Here is a 24965-nt window from a genome sequence, read left to right as displayed (position 1 = left end):
TTTCTTCGGCTAATTTTAGCCAAGTGCTATTACGCTAGATCTTAATTACGAGCATTGTTTCTATCGGGACAGGCTCCTTCAACGGAACCGGGATGTAAACTCCGCCTATGAAATTGATTGAGTTGTACATCCTGCGCCGCGTGGCGATCATGTTCTTCGCGGTGCTGGGGGCCGCAGTCGGCATTACGTGGACAGTACAAGTGCTGCAACGCGTCGACTTCTTAACGACGAGCGGTCAGTCAATTCAAACCATCATTCAGTTTACGTCTCTTTTGATTCCGTCGGCGATTCCACTCGTCATGCCGTTTGCGTTGATCATTGCGATCACACAGACGCTTTCCACAATGAATCAGGACTCAGAGCTGGTCGTCATTAACGCATCTGGCGCACCGCGCAGTGCTGTTATGCGCCCCATTCTTATGCTTGCCGCCATCATTTCAGTGGTTTCCTTTCTTGTTGCCAATTACATTGATCCATATGCGCGAATGAACATGCGCGCGATGATTGCGAATGCGAGTGCTGACTTGCTGAATGTCGTCGTTCAGGAAGGAAACTTCCGCAAACTATCCGATAATCTTTACATCCAGATAGCCGAGCGTCGCGGCGATGGCAGTATAGGCGGGTTATTCATCGCCGACTCCCGCGACCCTTCGCTCGACCTCATCTATTATGCTGCTGACGGCAACATAGCGAGTACACCTACTGGTGATATGCTTTTGATGCAGAATGGTGAAGTTCAACGCCGCAGCGTTTCCGATGGCACGGTTTCGATAATTAAATTCAATTCATATGCTTTTGATCTTAGTCAGTTTACCTCTGCTGGCGATGACTTTGTGATTTATGCAAAAGACCGCCCTCTGAGCTATCTGTTGAATCCCGATCCTAACGACCCCGTTCTGCAAACCCGCCCTCTTCGATATAAGGCTGAGTTGAACCGACGTTTGACAGAATGGCTCTATCCAATCGTGTTCGCGATGATCGCCCTTGCCTTCGCTGGCGACTCCCGCTCGCACCGAGAAGCACGCGTATCGGCATCATTTTCAGCTATTAGCACGGCGCTACTGATTTATTGGGCGGGATATTTTTCGGCAGACAGAGCTGATAAGGACGAAACCTACATCGTAGCCATGTATTTGGTGCCTTTGGGTGTCATTCTGATAACTGGCTTTTCTCTGTTGACCGGACGTCGTATTGGTCTGCCGGATAAATGGAATGATCAAATCCTCGATGGATTCGACCAGTTGCGTCGTCGCATAGAAAATTTCTTTGACCGCATTTTTGGACGAAACCGCAAAAACACCGGAGGTCAAGCATGATTGGTTGGACCCTCGGACGTTATTTCTTTACCCGTTACGTTCAGATAACCTTCTACTTTCTGCTCGGAATTTTCGCGCTAGCAATGCTGCTCGATTTTACAGAAAACGCTAGCAAGCTTGCCAACTTACCGGGCTATTCGGTCTGGGCTGCGCTCGGCATTTCTGCCATGCGTGTTCCATTCATCATGCAGCAAATGATCCCATTTGTGGCTCTATTTTCTGCAATGGCGACATTGATTTCGCTTAATCGGAAATATGAGTTGGTTGTTGCACGTTCGGTCGGCGTTTCTGCATGGCAATTTTTGCTGCCCGCTTGCTTCGGGGCTTTTCTTTTCGGTCTTGCCACCATTTTTATCCTTAACCCTTTTGCGGCCTATGGCTTTTCAAAAGCTGAAGAGATCGCATCGGTATGGAAAAATGGCAAAGTCACCGATGTATCTGCGCTGCGTGATCCTTGGCTTCGTCAAAAAACCGATGAAGGCGAAACAATCATCGGCGCGAAAAGCATTCTTGATCGCGGCGCAACGCTATCGGACGCGACTTTCATTCAGTTTGATGACAAGAAAAATATCGGCGTGCGTTACGATGCACGCACTGCCAAGCTGACGAATGGCTTCTGGGAGCTCACTGACGTCACTGAATTTGCTCGCGGGAAAGAACCCGTCAAACTCAGCACATTCCAGATACCGACGCAGCTGCGTCCAGAATATGTGGAAGAAAAGCTAGCCTCCCCTGACACAATTCCCTTTACGCAATTGCGTCAGAAGGTCGAAGTCGCGCGTTCATTTGGCTATTCAGCAAACGCATTTGACATGCAATACCAGTCACTTCTGGCATTGCCAGCACTGCTGATGGCAATGACGCTCATTGCTGCAACCGTGTCGTTAAAATTTGTGCGATTTGGACAGTCCGGAGCGATGATTCTGGGTGGCGTTGTTGCTGGCTTCATGCTTTATGTCGTTTCGGTCTTGGTGAAGGCATTCGGAAATGCGGGATTCGTTCCGCCGTTCGTTGCCGCATGGGTTCCAGTTGTTATTGCAACATTCTTTGGTATCTCCTTTTTGTTGCATAAGGAGGATGGTTAGTGGGTTTGAGTAACGCCCGCATGGTTCTGCCCCACACGTTCACGCGTCTTGCACGCGGGACAGCTTTGGCGTGCACCCTTGCTATACCTTTTAGTTCAGTTGCAATTTTCCCTTCCCAGGTTCAGGCACAGGATGCTTTGGGGGCAAATTACCAGAGCGATCCAAATGCGCGTATGCTTATGCAGGCGGATGAACTCGTCTATGATCGCGATGCAAACGTCGTTACCGCTCAGGGTAAAGTTCGCATTGAGTATGACGGGAATCGCCTTGTTGCGGATCAGGTGACATATAACCAGCAAACCCGTCGTATGACTGCGACTGGCAATGTTGAAATTGTCGAGCGCGATGGCAATAAGATTTATTCCGATCACCTAGACGTAACAGATAGTTTCCGCGATGGCTTTGTGAATGGCTTGCGTGTTGAGACTACTGACAATACTCGCTTTGTTGCAGAGAGTGCAGAACGCAGTAACGGTGAAATCACCACCTTTAACAACGGTGTCTACACTGCATGTCAGGCATGCGAAAAAGATCCTGACAAGCCCGTTCTCTGGCAGATCAAAGCCCGCAAAATCATTTGGAATAGCGCAACGAAAACTGTCCGGTTCGAGCGTGGTAAGTTCGAGCTGTTCGGAATGCCGCTGGCTTATTTCCCTTCTTTTGAGATGGCCGACCCGACAGTTAAGCGTAAAAGCGGATTCTTGTTCCCTGAATTTGCGATGAAAAAACATCTTGGTCTTGGCATTAAGAATTCGTATTTTTGGGCGCTCGCACCAAATTACGACCTGACGCTTTCGACAACGGCTTATACGAAACAAGGTTTTCTGACACAGGCTGAATGGCGTCATCGCCTCGAGAATGGCACGTATAATCTGCAAATTGCCGGTATTCATCAAATGAAGCCGGGTGAATTTGATTCAAACACGATTGATCACGATAAAGAAAATCGTGCAATGGTCGCATCAAAAGGCGATTTTGAAATCAATTCACGCTGGAACGCTGGCTGGGATATCATGGCCCAGACGGATCGTAATTTCAGCCGCACCTACGGCCTGACGGGTTATTCTGGTCAAACGCAGGTTTCAAAGATCTATCTGCGCGGAATTAACAATCGCAATTACTTCGATCTGAACTTCTACCGCTTCAATGTGCAGGAATCTTATCCGATTACATCAGATTACAGCGATGTGGAAATGCATTCGAAGCAGCCTTGGGTTTTCCCAAGTCTCGACTATTCTTATACTGCGCCTGAACCCGTTTATGGTGGCGAGTTGAATTTTACCGCTAACTTGCAGGCGCTTTACCGCAAGAACGCGAATTACGCTTATACCTATGGTCGGCTACCTGATGGTACTTGGGGTAAATTAATCCCTGAATACCCACGTATTCCAGGCTTTAGCGGCACCAATACGCGTCTGACAGGTGAGGTTGAGTGGAAACGCACAATCATCACAGATTCAGGTCTAGTGATCACACCTTTGCTTGCGCTACGCGCTGACGCAATTAATGTGAACACAAACTTTGATCCAGCCGATGCTGGTTTTACGGATGCAGTGGTCAAGTCTGAAGCTCTTCGTGCTATGGCAACCGCCGGACTTGAGCTTCGTTGGCCAATTCTGTTCTCGACGACCAGTTCTACGCATATTCTTGAGCCAATCGCCCAAATCTATATGCGCAATAACGAATCTTATGCTGGTCAGTTGCCGAATGAGGACGCACAAAGCTTCGTCTTTGACGCAACAAATCTTTTCTCACGTGACAAGTTCTCTGGATATGATCGCGTCGAAGGGGGCACTCGCGCCAACTTTGGCCTGCGCTATTCTGGTAGCTTCGACAACAGTGATTGGAACCTCTACGCGCTTGGTGGTCAGTCCATTCAACTCGGTGGCGTGAACTCGTTCGGCACAAGTGACTTCGTCAATGTAGGCGCAGATTCTGGCCTGCAGGATGCCCGCTCTGACTATGTCGGCATGATCGGCACTTCAAACACCACCGGCTTTACAATGGCAGCGCGCGGGCGGTTTGATAAAGACGATCTGAGCCTCAAACGTGGTGAACTAGAAGCCAGACAGAACTGGTCACGTCTTACCGTTTCCGCTCGATATGCTTATATCGCTGCTCAGCCAGCTTATGGTTATTCAGATATCCGGCAAGAAGTCGGTGGAACAGCATCACTTAAGATCAATAAAAATTGGAGTACCTTTGGTTCCGGTACATACGATCTGGTGTCTGATACATTGGTTCGTGCATCAACTGGCCTGGCTTACGATGACGAATGTTTCACTTATGCAATGTCTTACACCCAGACACGGAATCCCGGCGAGAGTAGGTCGTCTTACGGAGTAGGCTTTAAAATATCGTTCCGTACGCTTGGAGAAATTCAAAGCGGTTCTCAACCTTTATAGGAACGCTGCAAACCGGAAGAGACCAGATTTCTTCCGGTTTTTTTACATCTTAGATGTGTCCTATTTACTCACATATCGATAATTTTCATCACTTTTGTTTCGTTATTATTCACGCTTAGTCCCGTAAAATACGTGAGGGTCATTGTTTCGCCGTACTGCCTCATTTATACAGTCATCTTAATGTGATTGGCATTTGATTGGGGCGCTCTAAGCAGGACGTAACTTTCGAGGCATAACAATATGGCACATACGGCGAGCTATGCATTGCCGACCTGAAGGAAATCGGGAAAGACAGATGATGTTTGCAAAACCTCTTTTCGCTACCATGATGGGCGCCGCTGTTTGTTTTACGGCGCTTGGTACGGCTGCGAGTCTGAGCCCTGCACTCGCCGCATCAAACTCGGCTGAAGCTAAAATCATTGTATCAGGCAATGCAATTACCAATGGTGACATTCAACGTCGTGCGAATTTCCTGAAGTTGCAGCGCAAAGGTGGCAATCTCAATCAGACGGCTCGCCAAGAGTTGACGGATGAAATGCTTAAGCGCATTGAGATGAAAACGCGCGGCATCAACATTTCTGACAAGGAAGTGGATGAAGCCTATGCGGGCTTCGCAACGCGCAACAACATGAGCGTTGCCCAACTTAATCAGGTATTGAATCAGGCTGGCATAACACCTGACCATTTCAAGAAATACATTATGGTTCAGATGGGATGGGGGCGCCTCGTAGCTGCGCGTTTCCGTGCAACTGGAATGGTTAGTGAGCAGGACGCTGTTCAGCGCATGCTGAAAGATGGTGGAAAGAAACCAAGCGCAACCGAATACCAGTTGCAGCAAGTTATCTTTGTTGTGCCAAATGCAAAGCGCTCACCAGCTCTATTGGCCAAGCGTCGTCAGGAAGCCAATGCACTGCGTTCGCGCATTCAAAGCTGTGATACGACGCGTCAGTTGACCAAAGGTATGATCGACGTCACGGTACGCGATCTTGGACGCATCATCGAGCAGCAGTTACCGGGTGAATGGGCGAAGGATGTGAAGGCGACCAGCCCTAATCGTGCGACGCCGCCACGCGACACCGAAAAAGGCGTCGAGATTCTTACGGTTTGCGGAACACGAAAGGTTTCCGATGATCGTGTAGCGCAGCTTGTTTTCTCGATGGAAGGCGCTGATTCTGCAGCTGGTCAGGAAAAGAAGGCCGACGCATTGAGCAAGAAGTATGTTGAAGAGCTTCGTGCGAAAGCCAGCATCGTCAATCGCTAAGCTTTAATGTAGCGCATTTCTCAGCAAAGCTGAGTGCTTAATTCGAGGGGGCTTTTGCCCCCTTATTTCATCAATTGAGACAAAAAATATGACCAGGCAATCAGTTGTTCCGCTTGCGATCAGCATTGGCGATCCCTCAGGTGTTGGGGCGGACGTTGCTCTAAACGCATGGCTGCAGCGCGGAGGCCTCTCACTGCCACCGTTTTTATTGATTGCCGATCCAGATCAACTGACTGCCCGAGCGAAGCACCTTGGTCTGAATGTTCCATTGGCTGAAATCCACACTCCAGGAGAAGCTCTTGATATCTTTCATACGAAGCTTCCTGTTTTGGCACTTGAAAACAAGCACACAGAGAGTCCCGGCAAACCTCTGTCAGAAAACGCTGCCGGCGTTATTGAAGCAATAGAACGCGCCGTAGAACTGACGTTAAAAGGTGAAACTTCGGCTGTCGTCACCTGCCCGATTGCCAAAAAGCCGCTCTATGATGCTGGTTTCAAACATCCCGGTCACACAGAGTTTCTCGCCGAACTTGCCAGCAAGTATCTTGGACGCACTGTGATCCCTGTGATGATGCTGGCCGGTCCCGAACTGCGTGCCGTCCCCGTCACGATCCATATTCCGCTAGTTGATGTGCCGCGCTTACTGACCAAGGACGATATTCTGGAGGTGGCTTATATCACCGCGCAGGAGTTGACGGACCGGTTCGGTATTAGCGCCCCTCGCCTTGCGATTTCCGGCCTCAACCCTCATGCAGGTGAAGGCGGAGCGCTGGGCAAAGAAGATGATGCGATTATTCGACCAGCGGTCGAGGAATTACAACGCGAAGGCATCAATGCATGGGGTCCGCTGCCAGCCGACACCATGTTCCATGCGCCAGCACGTGTGACCTATGATGTAGCGATTTGCATGTATCATGATCAGGCACTCATCCCGGCAAAAGCGCTTGCCTTTGATGAAACCGTCAATGTTACGCTTGGGCTTCCCTTCATCAGAACATCGCCAGATCATGGGACAGCTTTTGACATTGCTGGAAAGGGCATCGCCCGGCCTGATAGTCTCATCGCATCAATCCGGCTAGCGCAGGAACTTGCAGAAAACGAAGCAAGGCGGAAATCATGAGCATCGACAATCTTCCGCCTCTCAGAGAGGTCATCGAACGGCACGATCTGATGCCGAAAAAGTCGCTCGGACAAAACTTTCTGTTCGACCTCAATCTGACATCTAAAATTGCGCGTCAGGCTGGCGACCTTCAGGATCAGCCGGTCATCGAAGTTGGCCCGGGGCCGGGTGGACTAACCCGCGCCTTACTTGCTCAGGGTGCTATCGTAACCGCGATTGAACGCGATGAACGCTGCCTTGATGCGCTCGCAGAAATCGAAGCGCATTATCCGGGGCGGTTACGCATAATCTTCGGCGATGCATTGGAACAGGATTTCAAAGCTTTGTTTCCCGAAGGTCCAAAGCCGCGGATCGTCGCCAACCTGCCCTATAATGTTGGCACGCAGTTGCTGCTCAACTGGCTTCTGTCTGAGCCATGGCCACCGTTTTATTCCTCAATGACGCTGATGTTCCAGCGTGAAGTGGGTGAGCGTATTGTGGCTGCACCGGGCACCGACCATTATGGACGTCTTGGCGTTCTTGCGGGCTGGCGTACGCATTCTCGCATTGCATTCGATGTACCGCCTCAGGCGTTTACACCGCCGCCCAAAGTCATGTCGTCCGTTGTGCATATCACGCCACGTGAAGAGCCTTTGCCGTGCCGTGCAGACGCGCTGGGGCAGATTACGCAAGCCGCTTTTGGCCAACGCCGCAAAATGCTGCGTCAGAGCCTGAAACCTGTTAGCGGCGCTGAACTGCTGGAGAAGACCGGAATCGACGGGACGCGCCGCGCAGAGACGTTGAGCGTTGAAGAGTTCGTCGCACTGGCGAATGCTTACCGGCCTGTTTGATTCAACCCATTTTTGGCGTCACTTGCCATTGGCGCCAAATTCATCTGCTTGAAAACCTTGTCGACGTGATCCATTTCCGAGCGGAAACTCGACATAGATGAACCTGTGAGCTTCTCACCAGCATTTAGCTGCGCTTTGAGTGGATCGACATATTGATCGCCCACTTTAAGCTCGTAATAGAGGTGTGGGCCGGTCGAATAGCCTGTCGAACCGACATAGGCGATCACCTCACCTTGTTTCACATGTTGGCCGATTTTCAGCCCTTTGGCCTCGCCGGACAGATGCGCATAAGTGGTACTATAGCCGCCCTGATGACGAATACGCACATATTTGCCATAGCCCTTTTGTGACGAAATCAGTTCCACAACGCCATCACCCGCAGCGACGATGGGCGAGCCAATAGGCGCATCATAATCAACGCCATTGTGGTGTTTTCGTACATGCAAAACCGGATGCACACGCCAGCCAAATCCATCATTCAGACGGCCATTTGGCAGAGGCTTATGCATCAAATATTTTGTCATCGAGGAACCATCCTCGTTGAAATAATCCGCGTTTCCTTCAACCTCATGCCGGTAAAGTCGCTTGGCGCGACCACTCGTGGTAAACTCGACAAATACCAGTTCAGGATCAGTATCGACGCTTTCGCGGAACAGGAGGTCGATTTTATCGACCCCGTTGCTGCCTTTTTGAAGCGATACATTGTTTTCGGCGGCGAGCTTTTTCACATCATCCGCAACGGTGCGCGGTGCACCGGCTGCAATCAATTCTGACTGAACAGATCCATCTGTCCGGATTTTGGCTGGCCTACGTGTTGCCGAAAGCATTGCATCGCGAGAGAGGCGTGCGAAAAGACGCTGATTATCATTGGCGCGAAACACACCGTCGTCAGTTCGACCATAAACAGAATCAGACGCACTGCCATGCCTGAACCGCGCCATAGTGATATGCGCAGGCTTGCCGACAGACTGATCAAGAAGCAGAACAAGGTTATCACCGGGAAAGAGGTATTTTCGCCCCAATGCCTGTTCGAGATGCTCAGCATCTTCAGCAGCAACATCTGCTGCCTGCATCAGAACACCCAGTTTCTCGCGTGATTGCGGAGCGAGAACAATTTCATGCGCTTTTGGATGAGGCGTGCCCGCGGGCTTGGCAAAGCTCACATTCAGCGGCACCCCATTTTGATTGGCCAACGCCGAAATTTTATCTGCCGGATCAGCGGCTGCAACACCACTCTCTTTGATATGTGTCGAGGCTGAATTGCGCAGCCCCTGCCCGCTCGGACCATTTTTCAGATTAAGGATGACGTGCTGATAGGTGAAGAGGGTCGCCTCACCATCATCCGTGCCTTCGGCAATATCAATGCGCTTAGCAATTCGCTGGTTCTCATCAACGCCGTTTTGCGGAACCAGTCGTGCTTCTTTCATAGCCGCATGGCTGTGAACAAGCGAGGCCGGATCAACCATGACCGGTTGGGAAGCATGTCCGTGACGTACAAGGCTCGCCGTTATCAGTGTCATTGCACCACCTGCAAGAAGTGTCGCTGATGCAAGCGCAATGCAGGCACGCCGATGTGTGTGAATTGAAAAACGGACGCGTTTTAAGGGCTTGAGCACACGTTGAGAAAGAGGCGCAAGTCTTGCTTGCTCAGCCAATGCAGTTCTATGCGTGCCATCCGACCGAACCATAAGATCTGGCGATACGACAACATGAATCTGCTTATCTCTGCGGGCAGTGCGAAACAGCATGCAGTGAACGGCTCCAAATTCCATCTGAAATGACAAACGGACCAGAAGACCAGAGCGCGGCTAAATTATGGCTCCGGCGGATATCATCCACCGGAGATAGAAGCACAAATGCTCGAGTTAAGTTTATCAGGCGCTGGCACGTGTTTTGCGATGGGCGGACAGAGACGACCAAGAGTAAATAATCAGGCCGGTCCAGATGAGCACAAAAGCAACAAGCTGCGCGTTTGAGAACGGTTCGTGAAAAATGAAAATCGCAAAAATGAACAGCAATGTCGGCGTTAAATACTGCATCAGGCCAAGAGTCGTATAACGCAGCAACTTCGCGCCACCTGCATAGAGGATCAGAGGAATTGCGGTAAACGGACCAGCCAACAAGAGCAGGGAAATGTCCGATGCGGAGCCTGAAAAGAAGTGGTCCTGCCCGTTGACCAACAACCAGATTATGTATCCGATCGCTGGAATAGAAAGAATAACAACTTCAAGCGTGAAGCCTTGCAAAGGTGGCATTGGTAGAGATTTGCGGAAGAACCCATAAAGTCCGAATGTCACCGGCAGAACCAGCGAAATCCATGGAAGACCACCTGCATTGAAGGTAAGAACAAGAACCGCTGCAAAAGCAAAACCAACCGCTACATATTGAATTTTGGTCAAGCGTTCGCCGAGAAACAGGCCACCCAAAACCACATTGAACAAGGGATTGATATAATAGCCGAGAGCTGCGCCAATGATCTGATCATGCGCAACGGCCCATACATAAACTGACCAGTTGATCGTGATGAGTGCCGCAGTCAGCGCTGCCATTGCCAGCATGCGCGGCGTTCGCAATGCCTCAAGGATCGTACGGAATTGTCCGATGAAAACCAGCAGAATAGCCGCGACGGGCACTGACCAGATCACACGATGCGCTACGATTTCAAGTGCCGGAAGATGTGACAACGCCTTGAGGTAGAATGGCAAAACAGCCCAAAGACCATAAGCGGCCAAAGCCATCATGAAGCCACGACTTCCATCTGAAAGCTGGCCTCCGGATAAGGTCTGCTCGCTCATTTTCATCTCCGCATTAAGAAATCACTCGGAGAAGCGAAAAACTTTGCCGAGATAGTCAAACTGCTATGCGCTGATCAATCCATAAAATCTATTCAATTAAACTGATCAAAGCATCAATCTTAGTGAATGGAGCGAGCTATTCAGCCGCGACCAGCCCCGCCAGAGAGCGGTTCTTCATCAGTTTATAATTGACCGAATCCATCAGTGCCTGAAACGATGCGTCGATGATATTGTCGGAAACGCCGACTGTACGCCAACGAGCACCGGTTCCATCACCGGATTCAATCAAAACTCGGGTGATAGCTGCGGTGCCACCATTGAGAATACGAACCTTGAAGTCCACCAGTTCAAGGTCTTCGATCTCATCCTGATAGCGACCCAAATCCTTACGCAGCGCAATATCGAGAGCGTTCACCGGACCGTGACCTTCGGCAACCGACATATGCATTTCGCCATCAACTTCGACTTTCACTACGGCTTCGGAGACAGTTTTTAAGGATCCATTGGCATCGAACCGGCGCTCGACGAGACAGCGGAAGGAATCGACTTTGAAAAAGTCTGGCTGCGGGGAAAGCATGTTGCGCGCGAGGAGCTCGAAACTCGCATCCGCACCTTCATAGGCATAACCTTCGGCTTCGCGCTCTTTGACCAGTGAAATCAGAGTATCGAGCCGGGCATCATTTTTTGCGACCATAATGCCGCGACGTTCCAGTTCAGCGATAAAATTCGACTTACCACCCTGATCAGACACCATAACGCGACGACGGTTTCCGACTGTTTCAGGAGGAACATGTTCATAGGTCTGCGGGTCTTTGAGTAACGCAGACGCATGAATGCCCGCTTTGGTCGCAAAAGCGGAAGTCCCAGTATATGGTGCCTGCTCCACTGGTGAGCGATTGAGAATATCATCAAAAGCACGCGAAATGCGAGTAATGGCTTTCAAGGCATCTGGTTTAATGCCCAGTTCAAAACGATCAGACCAGTAAGGCTTCAATGCTAGTGTCGGGATCAGGGAGATCAGATTTGCATTACCGCAACGCTCGCCAATTCCATTGAGCGTTCCCTGCACATGGCGCACACCGGCATCAATGGCCGCAAGCGAGACGGCCACTGCCTGTTCAGTATCATTATGTGCATGAATACCAAGGCTTTCACCCGGAACGACAGCTTTAACCGCATCAATAATCTCAGCTACTTCCGATGGCTGCGTGCCACCATTGGTGTCGCAAAGCACAACCCAGCGTGCACCAGCTTGGTAAGCCGCCTTAGCGCAAGCCAATGCATATTCCGGGTTGGCCTTATAGCCATCGAAGAAATGTTCGCAATCAACCAGCGCCTCACGACCAGCCATACGAACGGCGGTCACCGATGCAGTAATCGATTCCAGATTTTCTTCATTGGTGCAGCCAAGTGCGATCCGCACATGATAATCCCAGCTCTTTGCAACAAAACAGACTGCATCGCTTGAAGCCTGCAAGAGCGCGGTCAGTCCCGGATCATTGGAAGCGGAGACGCCAGCGCGTTTGGTCATACCGAAAGCAGCAAATTTCGCATGCGATGTCTGCCGCTTTTTGAAGAAGGCCGTATCAGTCGGATTTGCACCCGGATAACCGCCTTCGACATAATCCACGCCCAGCTCTTCAAGCAAAATGACAATCGCTTTTTTGTCTTCGACCGAGAAATCAACGCCGGGGGTTTGTTGTCCGTCCCGCAAAGTCGTGTCGTAGATATAGATGCGTTCGCGTGCCATTTTGCCTGCCTGTCGGTGGGTATATGCCGTTATAATTTATGGCTTTTCAGTTTTCAGTGTCGTGGTCGGGGTGCTGGTAAGACACCATCGTTCGTACAAACTCGATACTTTCCTCATCTCGCTCGGTTTCAAAACCGGGCAGTTTTGCGAGGTCATCGACATAGGGAAGCTTGACTTCGACACCCCATTGCACTGTAGGCTCAATCTCTTCCGGCGCATCGAAAGCGCCAATGGAAAGCGCCACACCGTCCGGTGCTTCGTATGTGAGCGGGGTTCCGCATTCAGCACAGAAGCCGCGCTTCACGTGATTGGACGACTGAAAACGCTTCGGCTCGTCACGCATCCAGATGAGCTTTGCTTCACCCAGGGAAACCAGCGGCGCATAGAAATTGCCAAAGGCTTTTTGACACATGCGGCAATGACAAATGGATGCAGAGCCAAGTGCGCCCTCGACATGAAAGCGCACCGCACCACACTGGCATCCCCCGCTATAAAACGGCCTGTTATCGAGCATCGTGACATCCTCCCTACTCCGCAAGCTTGTTAGCTTACCACATCCCATGTCGTGATGCGTTCGCCGGTGGCAGGATCCTTCCCATCCTTCAACTGCACGCCTTGCGCCAAAAGCTCATCGCGAATCCGGTCGGCTTCTCCCCAGTTTTTGTCAGCAATTACCCGAAGACGCTCAGCAATCAGTGCTTCAACTGTAGCAGTATCAACATATGCCTTTGCAAAGACCGGCACGTCCTGCTCTGTCACAAAATAAGGATCAAACAGGCCCAGAAGTGCCATGCCTTCGCCCAAAGCTGCACTGTCCTTGGCCTTGAATGCCTTGCGCAGTGCCGTAATCGCAAGCCAGGTGTTCACGTCATCGGACAGTGCGTCTTCAACCTCAGTGACCGCAGATAGCTTAGATGGCGCTGCAAAGCCTGTATCGCGAAGGAGCTCATACCAGCGACGCAGTTCCTCGGCCGATTCCGCCAGACGCTGCGCTGTCCAGTTGATTGGCTCACGGTAATGCGTTTGCAGCATCGAAAGACGGGCAGAAAGACCAACCCAGCGATCGCGTGCATCCTTGTCGTCCCAAATCCCTATCTGCGGCAATCCATCATTCAACACATCGCGAATGGTGATGAAGTTGCCGAGAGACTTCGACATCTTCTGCCCTTCGACCTGAAGAAAGCCGTTATGCATCCAGATATTGGCCATGCGCTCGGTGCCAAAAGCACTGCAAGACTGAGCAAGCTCGTTTTCATGATGCGGAAAGACGAGATCAATGCCGCCGCCATGAATGTCGAACTGATTTTTATACGGATCGTCGCATTTCAAACCGCCGCCAAACGGTGCCAACAGCTTGGCCATAGACATGGCGGAGCACTCGATATGCCAGCCCGGACGACCAAGTGTTTTAATTCCCGCAGGTGACGGCCAGCCCGGTTCGCCATTACGCGATGGCTTCCAAAGCACAAAATCCATCTCGTCGCGTTTGTAAGAAGCGACATCGACGCGTGCGCCAGCCAGCATTTCATCGAATGGACGATGGGAAAGTGCGCCATAGCGTGCGCCGCCCAAAGCATTCATTGCCGACGGGGAAAACAGCACATGCTCAACAGCCACATAGGCAACGCCGCGCTCAATGAGTTTCTCGATAATATTGCGCATATCATCAAGGTGTTCCGTTGCTCGTGGCTGGCTAGAAGGCTCAAGATTGCCCAACGCCTTGATGTCGGCCTGAAATTGATTGTTTGTGCCTTCAGTTACGCGGCCAATGGCTTCATTGAGCGGCAGGTCAGGATATTCACTCGCGGCACGTGCATTGATCTTGTCATCAACGTCCGTGATGTTGCGCGCATAGGTGACGCTCTCCGCGCCATAGACATGACGCAGTAGGCGGAACAGCACGTCAAAGACGATAACCGGACGGGCATTGCCAATATGGGCAAAGTCATAAACTGTCGGTCCGCAGACATACATGCGCACATTATTCGCATCGATGGGGGTGAAATCCTCCTTCGTGCGGGTTGCAGTATTGTACAGACGTAGTTGCGGCGTATCAGCCATGTTATTTCCCCAAAAGACCTGAAAATACGGGCACGAAAGACCGCAGCCGTCTGGCCGGGGCGTTATCATCCTGTCTTATTTTAGGGGAGACGAAAACGGCCGGGCCAACAAGCTGCTAGCCAATAATAATTGAACCAGTACAAATGATCGTGGTCGGCGTTTTCATACCGTTACTTATCCTTATCGGATGCGAGGCCGTCAAGGGGTTTAGTCCAAATTCCCTGTGACATTTCTGCAACTTCTCAAGATGCTAATGTATGTTAACCGGAATTCCCCAAAACCGGCCCCAAACAGCCTTCATTCCGTCCCAATCAATCACAAAATAGTGAGAGTAATTTGGAAGAGGATGGACCAATGCCTAAAAATGAACTGCAACCACGACAAGACGCGCTCATTGACCAGTATCGTGAGATCGGACCAGCCGTTCTGGTTGCAGCATTGATGAACAAAAATGCGCGGACAAACGAAACGCGCCAGCCAAGCAACAGCAACTCAATCTTAGCTGTTAAAAAAGCGGACTAATAGGCTTAGGCCAATCAATGTCATAACGACGCCGATGATACAGTCCAACACGCGCCAGGCAGCCGGTTTTGCGAAAATTGGCTGCAAAAGGCGCGCTCCGTAACCGAGTGCAAAAAACCACGTAAACGAAGCTATGACTGCGCCAGCACCGTAGGCAGCACGGGCTTGATCGTGATAACGAGCCGAAAGGCTACCAAGCAACACAACCGTATCCAGATAAACATGCGGATTGAGAAATGTCAGCGCTAAACAGGTCGCAACAGCCGCTTTGAGGTTGACACTGCCGCTGGATTTTACCTGCATTGCTTCGGGATGAAATGCGCGGCGAAAAGCGACAGATGCATACCAAAACAGAAAAGCCGCACCGGCAATGGTCACAAATGAAATCAGCTTTGGTGACTGAGCGATCAGTGTTCCGAGACCCGCAACACCAGCGGCAATCAAAATTGCATCCGACAGCGCGCAAATAAGGCAAAGAATAAATACGTGCTGCCGCAACAATCCCTGCCGGAGAATGAATGCGTTTTGTGCTCCTATCGCGATGATGAGAGACGCACCAAGGAAAAAGCCCGAAAAAGCTGCTGATAACACGTTGTTTTCCTGGAGATAGAATCAGAACATTGACAATTGACCGTCGGATTTTTCATCCGGATCAGTCTTCTTCTTACCTGTTTTAGGTACGCGTGCAATGTCCAATACTTCTTCGACGCGGGTTTGGACATCAGGTGACGTATTGGCGACTTTGTTGACCTTATCAGACACCGGAATGGCTTCAAAAAAGTCATCCTGAACTGGCCGCATAATGTCGGCAACATCGCGCGGCAGCAAAGTCTTGCAGTTAAGCCATCGAGCAAAATCTTCAGGCTTCACTACCACAGGCATACGCTCGTGGATTGGACGCAGAAAAGCATTGGCGCTTGTGGTGAGAATGCCTGCGGTATCGATTTGCGAACCGTCTGCACTGCTCCAGGTCTCGACCAGCGCGCCAAAAGCCACGATGCCGCCATTGCGCGGCCTGATCCAATAGGCCTGCGCTTTGTTCTTTCCCTCGCGCCGCCATTCGTAAAAGCCGGAAGCGGGAATCAGTGCGCGCCGATGATTGAGCGCCGCACGGAAAGAATTTTTCTCAGCCGCCGTTTCAGAGCGAATGTTGAAAACAAGATTCCAGTCATTGGGGTCTTTCACCCAAGAAGGCACGAAACCCCAACGCACCAGCATGCCAATCCGGTCGGGCCTGTTGCTTCCCTGCGGCGGTGTTTCGCCTGCAAGAATAGACAGGATCGGCTGGGTCGGCGCAATATTGTAGCGCGGCGGAAAGTCTTCATCGACCATTGCGCCAAGCAATGCTTCGACTTCCTCGCGGCTTGCAGTCAGAGAAAAACGTCCACACATGGCGACCATGTTCAGACTTTTGCCTGATTGGTCAAGTGCGCTTTGCGGTTGCCAAAACAAACTGGTCAGATCATATCTTGCACATGGTCACAGTTCCCGTCATTCCCGCTCCGCTTCAAATTCATGGTGTTTCGCTCATCTGTCGGCGTGATGGCCGCTTTCTGCTGGTTGAGCGCGGAAAAGAACCATGGAAAGGCTGGCTGGCCTTCCCCGGTGGCAGCATCGAAGCAGGCGAAACACCCGAACAAGCGGCACACCGGGAACTCAAAGAGGAAACCGCACTCAGTGCTGCCTCGCTAAGCCATGTGATTACAGTTGACCTGGCACTTGAGGGCAAAGCTTACACAAAGAGCTATTTCCTTTCGGTCTATCGCGCTTTCGATATTTCAGGGGTTGAACAGGCCGGTGATGATGCTGCAGCCATACACTGGCTGAAAATTGATGAAATGGCAGAAGCGAACGTAACCGACAGCACCGTGGATGTGGCGCGCTCGGTGGCAGAAGCAGAAGATCAATCCGGCTATTGATACGCTCAGGCGTCATGAAGTGGCCGTGTTTGCCAGCAAAAAGGCGATCAGAAGAAAGGGCTTGAGATTGAGAAGCAACACGCTTTCGCTGATCGTGATCAGTTTTTGGCTGGGTATGGCTTCCCCGGCCCTTACTGCGCAGAACGCGCCTTATGAAGGCAAAATGCAGAGACTCTCAGAAGTGCTTGGTTCACTGCACTATCTGCGCAATCTTTGCGGAGAAACCAGCAATGAGTGGCGCGAACGCATGGATGCGATCATCGCCGCTGAGAAGCCCGATGATATGGAGCGGGTTCGCCTGATTTCAAGCTTCAACCACGGCTATCGCGCCTTCAGCAACACTTATCTGCGCTGTACGCCCTCCGCACTTGCGGCGATTGATCGCTATATGAAGGAGGGCGAAAGCTTGTCTAACGAGCTTATCTCGCGCTATGGAAATTAACCAATTCTTCAGTCTTATGCGGATGGACTGCAAATGCCTCATTTAAATCCGCAGTAATCTGTTAACACTGTCTTAAATGATAGGAAGGCCGCACAAGTGTTCGCGCTCCCGATTTCGGTGAGAGGGCATTTAAGGAGCCAGAAGGGCGTAAGCCGGGATGAAACCAATGGATTATATGCCAGCCGATCTGGACGAGATGATCGCCCGCGAAAAAAAGCTTGTGGCGATTGAATACCAGAACGAGGCTTGGGCGGATGGCATTTCCGAAGGGATTGAGCCTGAGATTCTAGCAGAAGCAGCATTTACGACAGCGCTCACAGAACTGATCCGCGAAGCCGGTGAAGATGCCGCACTCGAGCTAATCGAAAAGATGCGCGAGCAAATTATCGCCGGTACATTCCTGCCGCAGCGAGTATTGCAGTAACTCTCACGTCGATAGAGCAACCAGTTACTCTATCTCATTCCTTTTACGCATGTCGTTACCTGAAAACCGGTTCCCACTTTTCCGCGACATGCTCTGGGCGGGAAATCATAAACCCGCTCCCATACCCTGCGGAACTGTCTTGTCGAGGCAAAGCCCGAGCGTTCCGCAACGCTTTCCATATCCAGAGCAGAATTTTGTAGCATTTCGCGAGCCAGACTTATTTTCAGTCTATTGGCATAATCTGTGACGCTCATACCTGCATATTCATTGAACAGGCGCGAGAGATTGCGCGGACTTGCTCCGCTGGCCTCTGCGAGTTTTTCAACCGACCAGTTTTCTGCCGGATTTCCCGCGATCGCATCCTGTGCACGATGCACGACTGGATGCATGTGATTGCGGCCTTCAAGCCATGGTGAAAGCTGCGGATCATTGCCACTGCGGCGCAGATAAACCACCAGATAACGCGCCACCGACAATGCAAGTGCATGCCCTGCCATCTCAGCCACTATATGCAGCATGAGATCAATGCCTGCGGTAATTCCGGCACTTGTCAGCCTGTCGCGATCTTCCACAAACAACCGGTTTTGCAACACGCGCGATGTTGGTGCCAGCCGGTGCAATTCCTCAATCGCCATATGATGCGTCGTGCACGCATAACCTTCGAGCAGCCCTGCACGCGCTGCAAGCAGTGCGCCGGAACAGATGGAAACCAGCTTTACACCGGGGCGAATTATACGGCGCAACCAGTTGACAATCTGCGCCTCCAAAATTGCGTCGTCGTCGCCGCGGCTGTTGATAGCACCACCCATCGGCACATCAGCAGAACCCGAAATAACGACAAGCGCATCATCTGGCAAGGCTTCCGGCAAAGGGGTGATATTGGCCACCGACAGCCCTATCGAACTCGTCACAGTTTCGGATGGACCGATATAATGCACATCAAACTGTACAGCGCCTTGCTCGAGATTAGCCTTACGCAAAACCTCTATCGGTCCCGCCACATCAAGCAAAAGCGTGCGCGGCGGGATAATGACAAACACGGGAACAGTTTTCAGACCGTCGGCAGACTGGTTCATGCAACTTTCCGTTCGGAGTTGCCTTCAAGAGCCTGCTCTACAGTTGTAATGCGGGCGAAGCGGCCTGCCAGAACAAGCTCCGTGCGTGCACGAATTTCCGCCGCACTCCATTCGCGTCCATTCACATCTGTCATTGGAAATGTCAGCGTTGCTTCGCCTACAAAATAAACATCGAAACCAAGGTCTGATGCCTGACGCGTGGTGGTTTCACAGCATTGTTCCGTTCTAATACCCGAAACAATCACCCGCCTGATGCCTTTGGAGATGAGCCAGACGTCAAGACCGGTGCCAACCAGTGCACTGTGACGGCGTTTACGGAAGGTCGCATCGGGTTCATAGGCAATGGGTGCCAGCGTTTTGACATAGCCCGACGCTTCCGAAAACGGACCGCTATCCTCGACGTGGAAAATCTGCACAACAGGGATGCCCTTGCGCTTGGCACCGTCAATCAGCGCCTGTTGCCGCTCGATATAAGCGGCAACCTCTTCATCGCGGTAATATGGACGATGACGGAAAGATTCCTGAACATCGACAACCAGCAGTGCAGTATCATTAGCGGACATTTCTCGCTCCTTGTAAAACTATACAAGGAGACGATAGCGCCTGCAATATAAGGTGAAAGCCCTATGCCGGACAAAGATAGGACATTTCACGCCATGCATTATCCGCGTTGCGGAAGTGCTTCCAGAAACTCGACCGGCTCACCCTTGTTCGGGCTGACGATTTCCGCTTCCCACATAACCTTGATACCACGCACAAAAGTGCCAACCGGCCAGCCGGTGACAGTCTTGCCATGATAAGGCGTCCAGCCAGCTTTTGAACCCGCCTGCTCGTGGGTGATGGTTTCGCGACGCTTCATATCAACGATGGTCAGATCGGCATCATAACCAACAGCGATGCGTCCCTTGCGTGCCATACCGAAAATGCGGTTCGGGCCATGACTCGACAGATCGACAAATCGCTCCAGCGAAAGCTTGCCTGCATTGACGTGATCAAGCATGATCGGCACCAGCGTCTGAACACCGGTCATGCCGGATGGGGATGCCGGATAAGGCTTCTGCTTTTCTTCAAGCGTATGCGGCGCATGGTCAGAGCCAAGAACATCGACGATCCCTTGATCAATGCCCTTCCAGATACCGTCACGATGGCGCTTGTCGCGCACAGGTGGGTTCATCTGGATAAGATTGCCAAGCGTTGCATAATCATCTGCTGACAATGTGAGATGATGCGGGGTGGCTTCACAGGTTGCCACGTCTTTGTGCCCCTGAAGGAAGTCAATTTCTTCGGCGGTCGAGATATGCAGCACATGAATGCGCGCGCCTGTTTCCCGCGCGATGCGCACCAGACGTTCGGTGCATTGCAGTGCCGCAACTTCATCACGCCAAACAGGATGGCTCGACGGATCGCCCGCCACACGCAGACCTTCGCGTTCTTTCAGACGAAACTCATCTTCGGAATGGAAAGCCGCACGACGGCGGGTATTTTTGAGGATCGAGCGAACACCATCGTCGTCTTCAACCAGCAGATCGCCAGTCGACGACCCCATAAATATCTTGATGCCAGCCGCCCCCGGCAGACGTTCAAGTTCAGCTACGTCTTTTGCATTGTCACGCGTGCCACCGACCCAAAAGGCAAAATCGCAATGCATACGATGGCGACCACGACGGATCTTGTCTTCCAGCGTTTCAGCAGTGGTTGTCAGCGGCTTGGTATTCGGCATTTCAAAAACTGATGTCACACCACCGAGAACAGCAGCCAGCGAACCAGTTTCCAGATCTTCCTTGTGCTCCAGTCCCGGTTCGCGGAAATGTACCTGACTATCAACCACACCCGGCAGAATATGTAGGCCGGTACAATCAATCACTTCGCCGGCAGAATTTGCTGAAAGAGAACCAATCGCCTCTATGCGCCCATTACGAATGCCAATATCGCGTTGACCGGTGCCGTCATGATTGACGATGGTTGCACCTTTCAGGATCGTATCGAACGTATGGGCCATTGTTGTCTCCTGCTGGCTTGATGGGGCTTGCGAGCGTCTTCAATGCGGCTTACGTAACGATGATTATAAAGGCAAGGAAGAAGCGATGGCGACGGTAGCGGAAACGATCAATCTTTCCAACAGAGCACTGGTTCACATCACAGGCGAAGATGCGGAAAAATTCGTACAGGCTGTGATTACCACCAATCTCGACAAGCTCGGCGCCGATGAACTGAAACCCGGCGCATTGCTGGCACCACAGGGCAAGATCCTGTTCGACTTCGTTGTGTCGCGCATTGAAAACGGGCTACGTTTCGATATGCCCGCAAGCATTGCTACCGATTTTATGAAGCGCATGACGCTTTATCGCCTGCGAGCCAAAGCGGAAATTACTCAATCGCCAGAATCACTTGTGAGCGTTTGCTGGGGGAAAGATTCAGATTCTTCAGAAAGCGATTCAATTAAGCGCGATTCACGGTTTCCGGAAGAACTGCATGTTACCCGCATTTATGGACAGGCAGGCGAAGTCAGTGACGAGAGTGCGTGGATAGCAATTCGTGCCGAATATGGCATTGCCGAAGGTGAAGCCGATTTCGCCTATAATGATGTATTTCCTCATGACGTGAATTTCGACCAGACCGGCGGCGTGACGTTTCCAAAAGGCTGCTTTATTGGCCAGGAAGTTGTCTCGCGCATGCAGCATCGCGGTACCCCGCGGCGACGTGTGCTTGTCGCAAAATCCGACGAGCCACTGCCTACAATGGGCACACCAGTTACAGTCGGTGGGCGTGACATCGGAACGCTGGGTAGCTCTTCCGACAAGATTGGTTTGGCACTTGTCCGTATTGACCGGGTGAAAGATGCGCTTGATTCCGGTACACAAATTCTGGCCGCTGAAAGCGAAATCAGGTTAGAGCTGCCACCGCATGTCCGCTTCACATTCCCAACTGCTGATACGGACAAAGCCTGATGGCAGCAGTGGATCGTTCATCGGGACAGGAGCGTGCATGGCAGCGAATGTTATCGGGACGCAGGCTCGACCTGCTTGACCCCTCACCACTCGATGTTGAGATTACAGACATAGCCCATGGTCTTGCGCGTGTAGCACGCTGGAACGGGCAAACCGTGGGTGAACACGCCTATTCCGTCGCCCAGCACTCCATGCTGGTTGAGCAGATTTTCAACCGGCTTGTTCCAGATCCAAGCATTGAATGGCAGATGCTAACCCTTCTGCATGACGCACCTGAGTATGTGATTGGTGACATGATTTCACCGTTCAAGGCGGTGATGGGCGGCAATTACAAACTTATAGAAGACCGGCTTGAACGCGCTATTCATGTGCGCTTTTCATTGCCTGCTTCGATCTCTGCATCGCTTAAAAAGCTGATCAAGCGCGCTGACAGGGTCGCGGCCTATTTCGAGGCAACAAGGCTTGCAGGATTTACCGAAGCGGAAGCCACCAAGTATTTTGGTCGTCCACGCGGCTTTGATCCAGCAGGGCTGGAACTGACGCCGCGTCCGACCCAGGATGTGCAGAATGATTTTCTTGCGCGTTTTGCTGTGCTGGAACAGGCGCGAAGAGGATAGGCGTTGGCTTACATCGTCGTCAGTCCGCTATCGAAGCTTGAAGCGCAGATTGCACTGCATGAGCCAAGCCATATCGTAACGCTCAGCAGCCACGCTCTGCCTGCACTGCCCGGTGAGGCAGAGCGGCTCAGTCTGTTATTCAACGACATTACAGAACCACGTGATGGTCTGACAATGCCCGATGAAAGCCACGTCAGAGCGCTGCTTGATTTTGCAATGGAATGGGATCGCGCAAAGCCACTGCTGATTCATTGCTATGCTGGTGTTTCGCGTTCGACCGCCAGCGCTTACATTATCGCCTCAGCGCTGGACCTATCGTTGGATGAAACAGCACTTGCAGAAAAGCTGCGGGAACTTTCACCATCAGCTACGCCCAATATACGACTTATTGCGCTTGCGGATAACATGCTCAGAAGGGATGGCCGTATGGTTGCCGCGATTAAGGCAATCGGACGCGGGCAAGAAGCCTTTGAAGGCGAAGTGTTCAACCTGCCTGTTGCAAACTGAAAGCACGCAAAATTGCGTTGAGAAAGCCGCTGCGTGAATCGGGTGGTGTCTGTGCGCGCGGCTCCCACACATGACGCAGGAAGAAAAAGCCGGTCATTCTGAAAGCATCGTTGAGATCGTCATAACACGATGCGCGCAAAGCCGTATTGTTGACGAAAGCTGGCAACGGCAGCATCTTATCCGCCCATGGCGCACCAGCGTCACCACAGACTGCGCGACCCGATTTTGGCGATACATAAATCAGGTTTTCGCGAACACCTGTCGCAGCGCATTCTTTAAGATCCAGGCCAAAGCCAAGTTCTTCAAGCATCATCACTTCAAAACGCAGCAGCAATTCACCTGAAGCAAGTGGATCGTCAAAGTGCTCGATGATAAGGCGAAGTGTTTCGTATAAGCCGCCATGTGCGTCCCGCTCTGGCAATAAGCGCAGATGAGAAGCGGCAAGCTGGATACCATAGAGTGCAACCGGCGTTTCAATCAGACGCGCCGCAGCAAAGCCTAATGGTTCGATTGTGAATGAGCCCATATGCTCATCCAGCCGCGCCCACCATGATAGATCAACGTGATTGCCTGGTTGCAGCAAGGGCTGCATGCGGCGAGATCGCCCGCCGCGCACCATACCCATATGACGGCCGTGTTCACGCGTCATCACTTCGACAATAGCGCTTGTTTCGCCATGTCGCCGTGTGCCGAGAATTATGCCTTCATCACGCCATTCCATGGGTAAATCTTAACCAGACTTCCATTCTGCGCATCATTGTCAATGAAAGTCAGATGACTTTCCGAATTATGCGCGGCTATCACGCCATTCCACGGCTCTTGCTCAACCAGTTAAGTCGGGAAAATGAGGCCCATTTCACGATAGCGCTCAGGATCGTTGCCCCAGTTTTCACGCACTTTCACGAACAGGAAGAGATGTGCATTCTGTTCGAGAATTTCGCTGATCTCTTTGCGAGCTGACTGTCCGATTGCCTTGATTGTTTCGCCCTTATAACCAAGCACGATTTTCTTCTGGCTTTCGCGCTCAACATAAATCACCTGCTCAATACGAACCGAGCCGTCCTTACGCTCTTCCCAGCGTTCGGTTTCGACAGTCGAGGAATATGGCAGCTCTTCATGCAGGCGCAGATAAAGCTTTTCACGGGTGATTTCTGCTGCGAGCTGGCGCATCGGCATGTCGGAAATCTGATCTTCCGGGTAATACCACGGACCATTTGGAACGGTTTCTGCCAAATACTTAGCAAGATGCTTGCAACCAGAACCCGTCAACGCGGAGATCATAAATGTCTGATCAAACGCAACGAGTTCATTCGCAGCTTTTGCGAGTTCCAGCAACTTAGGCGGATCAACACGATCAACTTTATTTAGCACAAGAACCTTCTTCTGGCGCACGTCTTTCATGCTTTCCAGAAGAGCCTCAGCATTCTCGTTCAGACCACCCTGCGCGTCCAAAAGAACGAGAATAATATCGGCATCTTTTGCGCCGCCCCATGCAGTCGTAACCATTGCGCGATCGAGACGGCGCTTCGGACGAAAAATACCGGGCGTATCGACAAGTACTATCTGGGCCTGATCATGGATGAAGATGCCGCGCACCAGCGCCCGTGTTGTCTGCACCTTGTGCGTGACGATGGAAACCTTGGTGCCCACCAGCTGATTAACCAGCGTGGATTTTCCGGCATTTGGCGCACCAATCAGCGCCACAAAGCCCGAACGGGTCTGCCCGGTTTCAGTTTCGTCGCCTGTCGGCATCGTCGGATTGTTCATTGCTCGTCCTTTTGCGAGCCTTCCGGTTTGTCAGAAACGCGGAAGCACTCAATTTGCTGTTTGCGCAATTCCCGACGTAAACCGGTCCCCACTTTCGCTGGAATTGCTTTATTTCGTGTA

The 24965-nt window shown here is 51.6% G+C and carries 25 protein-coding genes; 13 read left to right on the top strand and 12 right to left on the bottom strand.

Features of this window, described 5'->3' with window-relative positions; all coding sequences use genetic code 11:
- Nucleotides 1-107 precede the first annotated feature (107 nt).
- From lptF to rsmA, 6 genes are all read left to right on the top strand, one after another.
- Nucleotides 108-1316, top strand: a complete 1209-nt coding sequence (lptF, locus tag RI570_RS09935) for an LPS export ABC transporter permease LptF (protein ID WP_313828259.1) — start codon at nt 108-110, stop codon at nt 1314-1316.
- Nucleotides 1313-2401, top strand: a complete 1089-nt coding sequence (lptG, locus tag RI570_RS09930; RefSeq protein WP_313828257.1) for an LPS export ABC transporter permease LptG — start codon at nt 1313-1315, stop codon at nt 2399-2401. The genes lptF and lptG overlap by 4 nt, the downstream gene beginning before the upstream one ends.
- 20 nt (nt 2402-2421) lie before the next feature.
- Entirely contained in the window at nt 2422-4806 is a 2385-nt protein-coding gene (locus RI570_RS09925; RefSeq protein WP_313828621.1) for an LPS-assembly protein LptD, read from the top strand.
- 295 nt (nt 4807-5101) lie between these two features.
- Nucleotides 5102-6067: a SurA N-terminal domain-containing protein gene (locus tag RI570_RS09920; protein ID WP_313828256.1), complete on the top strand. Its 966-nt coding sequence runs from the start codon at nt 5102-5104 to the stop codon at nt 6065-6067.
- Nucleotides 6068-6155: 88 nt separating this feature from the next.
- Nucleotides 6156-7187 carry a 4-hydroxythreonine-4-phosphate dehydrogenase PdxA gene (pdxA, locus tag RI570_RS09915; RefSeq protein WP_313828255.1) on the top strand — a complete coding sequence of 344 codons (1032 nt, stop codon included), beginning with the start codon at nt 6156-6158 and terminating at the stop codon, nt 7185-7187.
- Nucleotides 7184-8017, top strand: coding sequence for a 16S rRNA (adenine(1518)-N(6)/adenine(1519)-N(6))-dimethyltransferase RsmA (gene rsmA, locus RI570_RS09910; RefSeq protein ID WP_313828254.1), 834 nt, complete (start codon nt 7184-7186; stop codon nt 8015-8017). Before pdxA ends, rsmA begins: the two co-directional genes overlap by 4 nt.
- Here the strand turns inward: rsmA and RI570_RS09905 are convergent.
- From RI570_RS09905 to cysS, 5 genes are all read right to left on the bottom strand, one after another.
- Complete coding sequence (locus tag RI570_RS09905) at nt 8002-9705, bottom strand: M23 family metallopeptidase (RefSeq protein WP_409558656.1); 1704 nt, start codon at nt 9703-9705, stop codon at nt 8002-8004. The genes rsmA and RI570_RS09905 overlap by 16 nt on opposite strands.
- Nucleotides 9706-9891: 186 nt before the next feature.
- Nucleotides 9892-10812, bottom strand: a complete 921-nt coding sequence (gene rarD / locus RI570_RS09900) for an EamA family transporter RarD (RefSeq protein ID WP_313828252.1) — start codon at nt 10810-10812, stop codon at nt 9892-9894.
- Nucleotides 10813-10948: 136 nt separating this feature from the next.
- Nucleotides 10949-12562 carry a citramalate synthase gene (gene cimA / locus RI570_RS09895; protein ID WP_313828251.1) on the bottom strand — a complete coding sequence of 538 codons (1614 nt, stop codon included), beginning with the start codon at nt 12560-12562 and terminating at the stop codon, nt 10949-10951.
- Nucleotides 12563-12608: 46 nt separating this feature from the next.
- Nucleotides 12609-13076, bottom strand: coding sequence for a GFA family protein (locus tag RI570_RS09890; RefSeq protein ID WP_313828250.1), 468 nt, complete (start codon nt 13074-13076; stop codon nt 12609-12611).
- Between the two features lie 29 nt (nt 13077-13105).
- Entirely contained in the window at nt 13106-14623 is a 1518-nt protein-coding gene (gene cysS, locus RI570_RS09885) for a cysteine--tRNA ligase (protein WP_313828249.1), read from the bottom strand.
- A gap of 354 nt (nt 14624-14977) precedes the next feature.
- Here cysS and RI570_RS09880 point away from each other — a divergent pair, with 354 nt between their 5' ends.
- A complete protein-coding gene (locus tag RI570_RS09880) occupies nt 14978-15145 on the top strand; it encodes a hydrolase (protein ID WP_313828248.1) in 168 nt (55 codons plus the stop codon).
- On the opposite strand, the gene RI570_RS09875 is transcribed toward RI570_RS09880, so the two are convergent.
- Both RI570_RS09875 and RI570_RS09870 read right to left on the bottom strand, forming a co-directional pair.
- Nucleotides 15122-15736, bottom strand: coding sequence for a LysE/ArgO family amino acid transporter (locus RI570_RS09875; protein ID WP_313828247.1), 615 nt, complete (start codon nt 15734-15736; stop codon nt 15122-15124). The genes RI570_RS09880 and RI570_RS09875 overlap by 24 nt on opposite strands.
- Before the next feature lie 21 nt (nt 15737-15757).
- Nucleotides 15758-16537, bottom strand: a complete 780-nt coding sequence (locus RI570_RS09870) for an SOS response-associated peptidase (protein ID WP_313828620.1) — start codon at nt 16535-16537, stop codon at nt 15758-15760.
- Between the two features lie 83 nt (nt 16538-16620).
- Between RI570_RS09870 and RI570_RS09865 the strand changes: the two genes are divergently transcribed.
- From RI570_RS09865 to RI570_RS09855, 3 genes are all read left to right on the top strand, one after another.
- Nucleotides 16621-17064: an NUDIX domain-containing protein gene (locus RI570_RS09865; protein ID WP_313828245.1), complete on the top strand. Its 444-nt coding sequence runs from the start codon at nt 16621-16623 to the stop codon at nt 17062-17064.
- Between the two features lie 115 nt (nt 17065-17179).
- Nucleotides 17180-17506, top strand: a complete 327-nt coding sequence (locus RI570_RS09860; protein ID WP_313828619.1) for a TIGR02301 family protein — start codon at nt 17180-17182, stop codon at nt 17504-17506.
- A 166-nt stretch (nt 17507-17672) separates the two neighbouring features.
- Nucleotides 17673-17930 (top strand): hypothetical protein, encoded by a 258-nt coding sequence (locus RI570_RS09855; protein ID WP_313828244.1) that lies wholly within the window; start codon nt 17673-17675, stop codon nt 17928-17930.
- A gap of 29 nt (nt 17931-17959) precedes the next feature.
- Here RI570_RS09855 and RI570_RS09850 read toward each other — a convergent pair whose 3' ends face one another.
- The 3 genes from RI570_RS09850 to RI570_RS09840 form a co-directional block, all read right to left on the bottom strand.
- Nucleotides 17960-19006, bottom strand: coding sequence for a helix-turn-helix domain-containing protein (locus RI570_RS09850; RefSeq protein ID WP_313828243.1), 1047 nt, complete (start codon nt 19004-19006; stop codon nt 17960-17962).
- Entirely contained in the window at nt 19003-19569 is a 567-nt protein-coding gene (locus RI570_RS09845; RefSeq protein ID WP_313828242.1) for an isochorismatase family protein, read from the bottom strand. Before RI570_RS09845 ends, RI570_RS09850 begins: the two co-directional genes overlap by 4 nt.
- Nucleotides 19570-19667: 98 nt before the next feature.
- Nucleotides 19668-21005 carry a dihydroorotase gene (locus tag RI570_RS09840; protein WP_313828241.1) on the bottom strand — a complete coding sequence of 446 codons (1338 nt, stop codon included), beginning with the start codon at nt 21003-21005 and terminating at the stop codon, nt 19668-19670.
- Nucleotides 21006-21090: 85 nt separating this feature from the next.
- On the opposite strand from RI570_RS09840, the gene RI570_RS09835 reads away from it, so the two are divergent.
- The 3 genes from RI570_RS09835 to RI570_RS09825 are packed head-to-tail and all read left to right on the top strand — an operon-like array spanning nt 21091 to nt 23078.
- Complete coding sequence (locus tag RI570_RS09835; protein WP_313828240.1) at nt 21091-21954, top strand: folate-binding protein YgfZ; 864 nt, start codon at nt 21091-21093, stop codon at nt 21952-21954.
- On the top strand, nt 21954-22571 hold the full coding sequence (locus tag RI570_RS09830) for an HD family hydrolase (protein ID WP_313828239.1): 618 nt from the start codon (nt 21954-21956) through the stop codon (nt 22569-22571). The genes RI570_RS09835 and RI570_RS09830 overlap by 1 nt, the downstream gene beginning before the upstream one ends.
- 3 nt (nt 22572-22574) lie before the next feature.
- Entirely contained in the window at nt 22575-23078 is a 504-nt protein-coding gene (locus RI570_RS09825; protein WP_313828238.1) for a tyrosine phosphatase family protein, read from the top strand.
- Here RI570_RS09825 and recO read toward each other — a convergent pair.
- Together recO and era are read right to left on the bottom strand one after the other, a co-directional pair.
- Entirely contained in the window at nt 23056-23799 is a 744-nt protein-coding gene (recO, locus tag RI570_RS09820) for a DNA repair protein RecO (RefSeq protein ID WP_313828237.1), read from the bottom strand. The two genes, RI570_RS09825 and recO, sit on opposite strands and share 23 nt — an antisense overlap.
- A gap of 110 nt (nt 23800-23909) precedes the next feature.
- Nucleotides 23910-24845: a GTPase Era gene (gene era / locus RI570_RS09815; RefSeq protein ID WP_313828236.1), complete on the bottom strand. Its 936-nt coding sequence runs from the start codon at nt 24843-24845 to the stop codon at nt 23910-23912.
- Between the last annotated feature and the right edge of the window lie 120 nt (nt 24846-24965).

Source organism: Brucella pseudogrignonensis (genome assembly GCF_032190615.1).
GTDB lineage: Bacteria > Pseudomonadota > Alphaproteobacteria > Rhizobiales > Rhizobiaceae > Brucella > Brucella pseudogrignonensis_B.
The sequence above is the reverse complement of the archived record's forward strand: the minus strand, read 5'-3'. Positions and strand labels throughout refer to the sequence as shown.

Excerpts from the sequence above, each read along its gene's own strand:
- lptF (WP_313828259.1), top strand. The coding sequence starts at position 108 with ATGAAATTGATTGAGTTGTACATCCTGCGCCGCGTGGCGATCATGTTC.
- lptG (WP_313828257.1), top strand. The coding sequence starts at position 1,313 with ATGATTGGTTGGACCCTCGGACGTTATTTCTTTACCCGTTACGTTCAG.
- RI570_RS09925 (WP_313828621.1), top strand. The coding sequence starts at position 2,422 with ATGGTTCTGCCCCACACGTTCACGCGTCTTGCACGCGGGACAGCTTTG.
- RI570_RS09920 (WP_313828256.1), top strand. The coding sequence starts at position 5,102 with ATGATGTTTGCAAAACCTCTTTTCGCTACCATGATGGGCGCCGCTGTT.
- pdxA (WP_313828255.1), top strand. The coding sequence starts at position 6,156 with ATGACCAGGCAATCAGTTGTTCCGCTTGCGATCAGCATTGGCGATCCC.
- rsmA (WP_313828254.1), top strand. The coding sequence starts at position 7,184 with ATGAGCATCGACAATCTTCCGCCTCTCAGAGAGGTCATCGAACGGCAC.
- RI570_RS09905 (WP_409558656.1), bottom strand. The coding sequence starts at position 9,705 with ATGGTTCGGTCGGATGGCACGCATAGAACTGCATTGGCTGAGCAAGCA.
- rarD (WP_313828252.1), bottom strand. The coding sequence starts at position 10,812 with ATGAGCGAGCAGACCTTATCCGGAGGCCAGCTTTCAGATGGAAGTCGT.
- cimA (WP_313828251.1), bottom strand. The coding sequence starts at position 12,562 with ATGGCACGCGAACGCATCTATATCTACGACACGACTTTGCGGGACGGA.
- RI570_RS09890 (WP_313828250.1), bottom strand. The coding sequence starts at position 13,076 with ATGCTCGATAACAGGCCGTTTTATAGCGGGGGATGCCAGTGTGGTGCG.
- cysS (WP_313828249.1), bottom strand. The coding sequence starts at position 14,623 with ATGGCTGATACGCCGCAACTACGTCTGTACAATACTGCAACCCGCACG.
- RI570_RS09880 (WP_313828248.1), top strand. The coding sequence starts at position 14,978 with ATGCCTAAAAATGAACTGCAACCACGACAAGACGCGCTCATTGACCAG.
- RI570_RS09870 (WP_313828620.1), bottom strand. The coding sequence starts at position 16,537 with ATGTGTGGACGTTTTTCTCTGACTGCAAGCCGCGAGGAAGTCGAAGCA.
- RI570_RS09865 (WP_313828245.1), top strand. The coding sequence starts at position 16,621 with ATGGTCACAGTTCCCGTCATTCCCGCTCCGCTTCAAATTCATGGTGTT.
- RI570_RS09860 (WP_313828619.1), top strand. The coding sequence starts at position 17,180 with ATGGCTTCCCCGGCCCTTACTGCGCAGAACGCGCCTTATGAAGGCAAA.
- RI570_RS09855 (WP_313828244.1), top strand. The coding sequence starts at position 17,673 with ATGGATTATATGCCAGCCGATCTGGACGAGATGATCGCCCGCGAAAAA.
- RI570_RS09850 (WP_313828243.1), bottom strand. The coding sequence starts at position 19,006 with ATGAACCAGTCTGCCGACGGTCTGAAAACTGTTCCCGTGTTTGTCATT.
- RI570_RS09845 (WP_313828242.1), bottom strand. The coding sequence starts at position 19,569 with ATGTCCGCTAATGATACTGCACTGCTGGTTGTCGATGTTCAGGAATCT.
- RI570_RS09840 (WP_313828241.1), bottom strand. The coding sequence starts at position 21,005 with ATGGCCCATACGTTCGATACGATCCTGAAAGGTGCAACCATCGTCAAT.
- RI570_RS09835 (WP_313828240.1), top strand. The coding sequence starts at position 21,091 with ATGGCGACGGTAGCGGAAACGATCAATCTTTCCAACAGAGCACTGGTT.
- RI570_RS09830 (WP_313828239.1), top strand. The coding sequence starts at position 21,954 with ATGGCAGCAGTGGATCGTTCATCGGGACAGGAGCGTGCATGGCAGCGA.
- recO (WP_313828237.1), bottom strand. The coding sequence starts at position 23,799 with ATGGAATGGCGTGATGAAGGCATAATTCTCGGCACACGGCGACATGGC.
- era (WP_313828236.1), bottom strand. The coding sequence starts at position 24,845 with ATGAACAATCCGACGATGCCGACAGGCGACGAAACTGAAACCGGGCAG.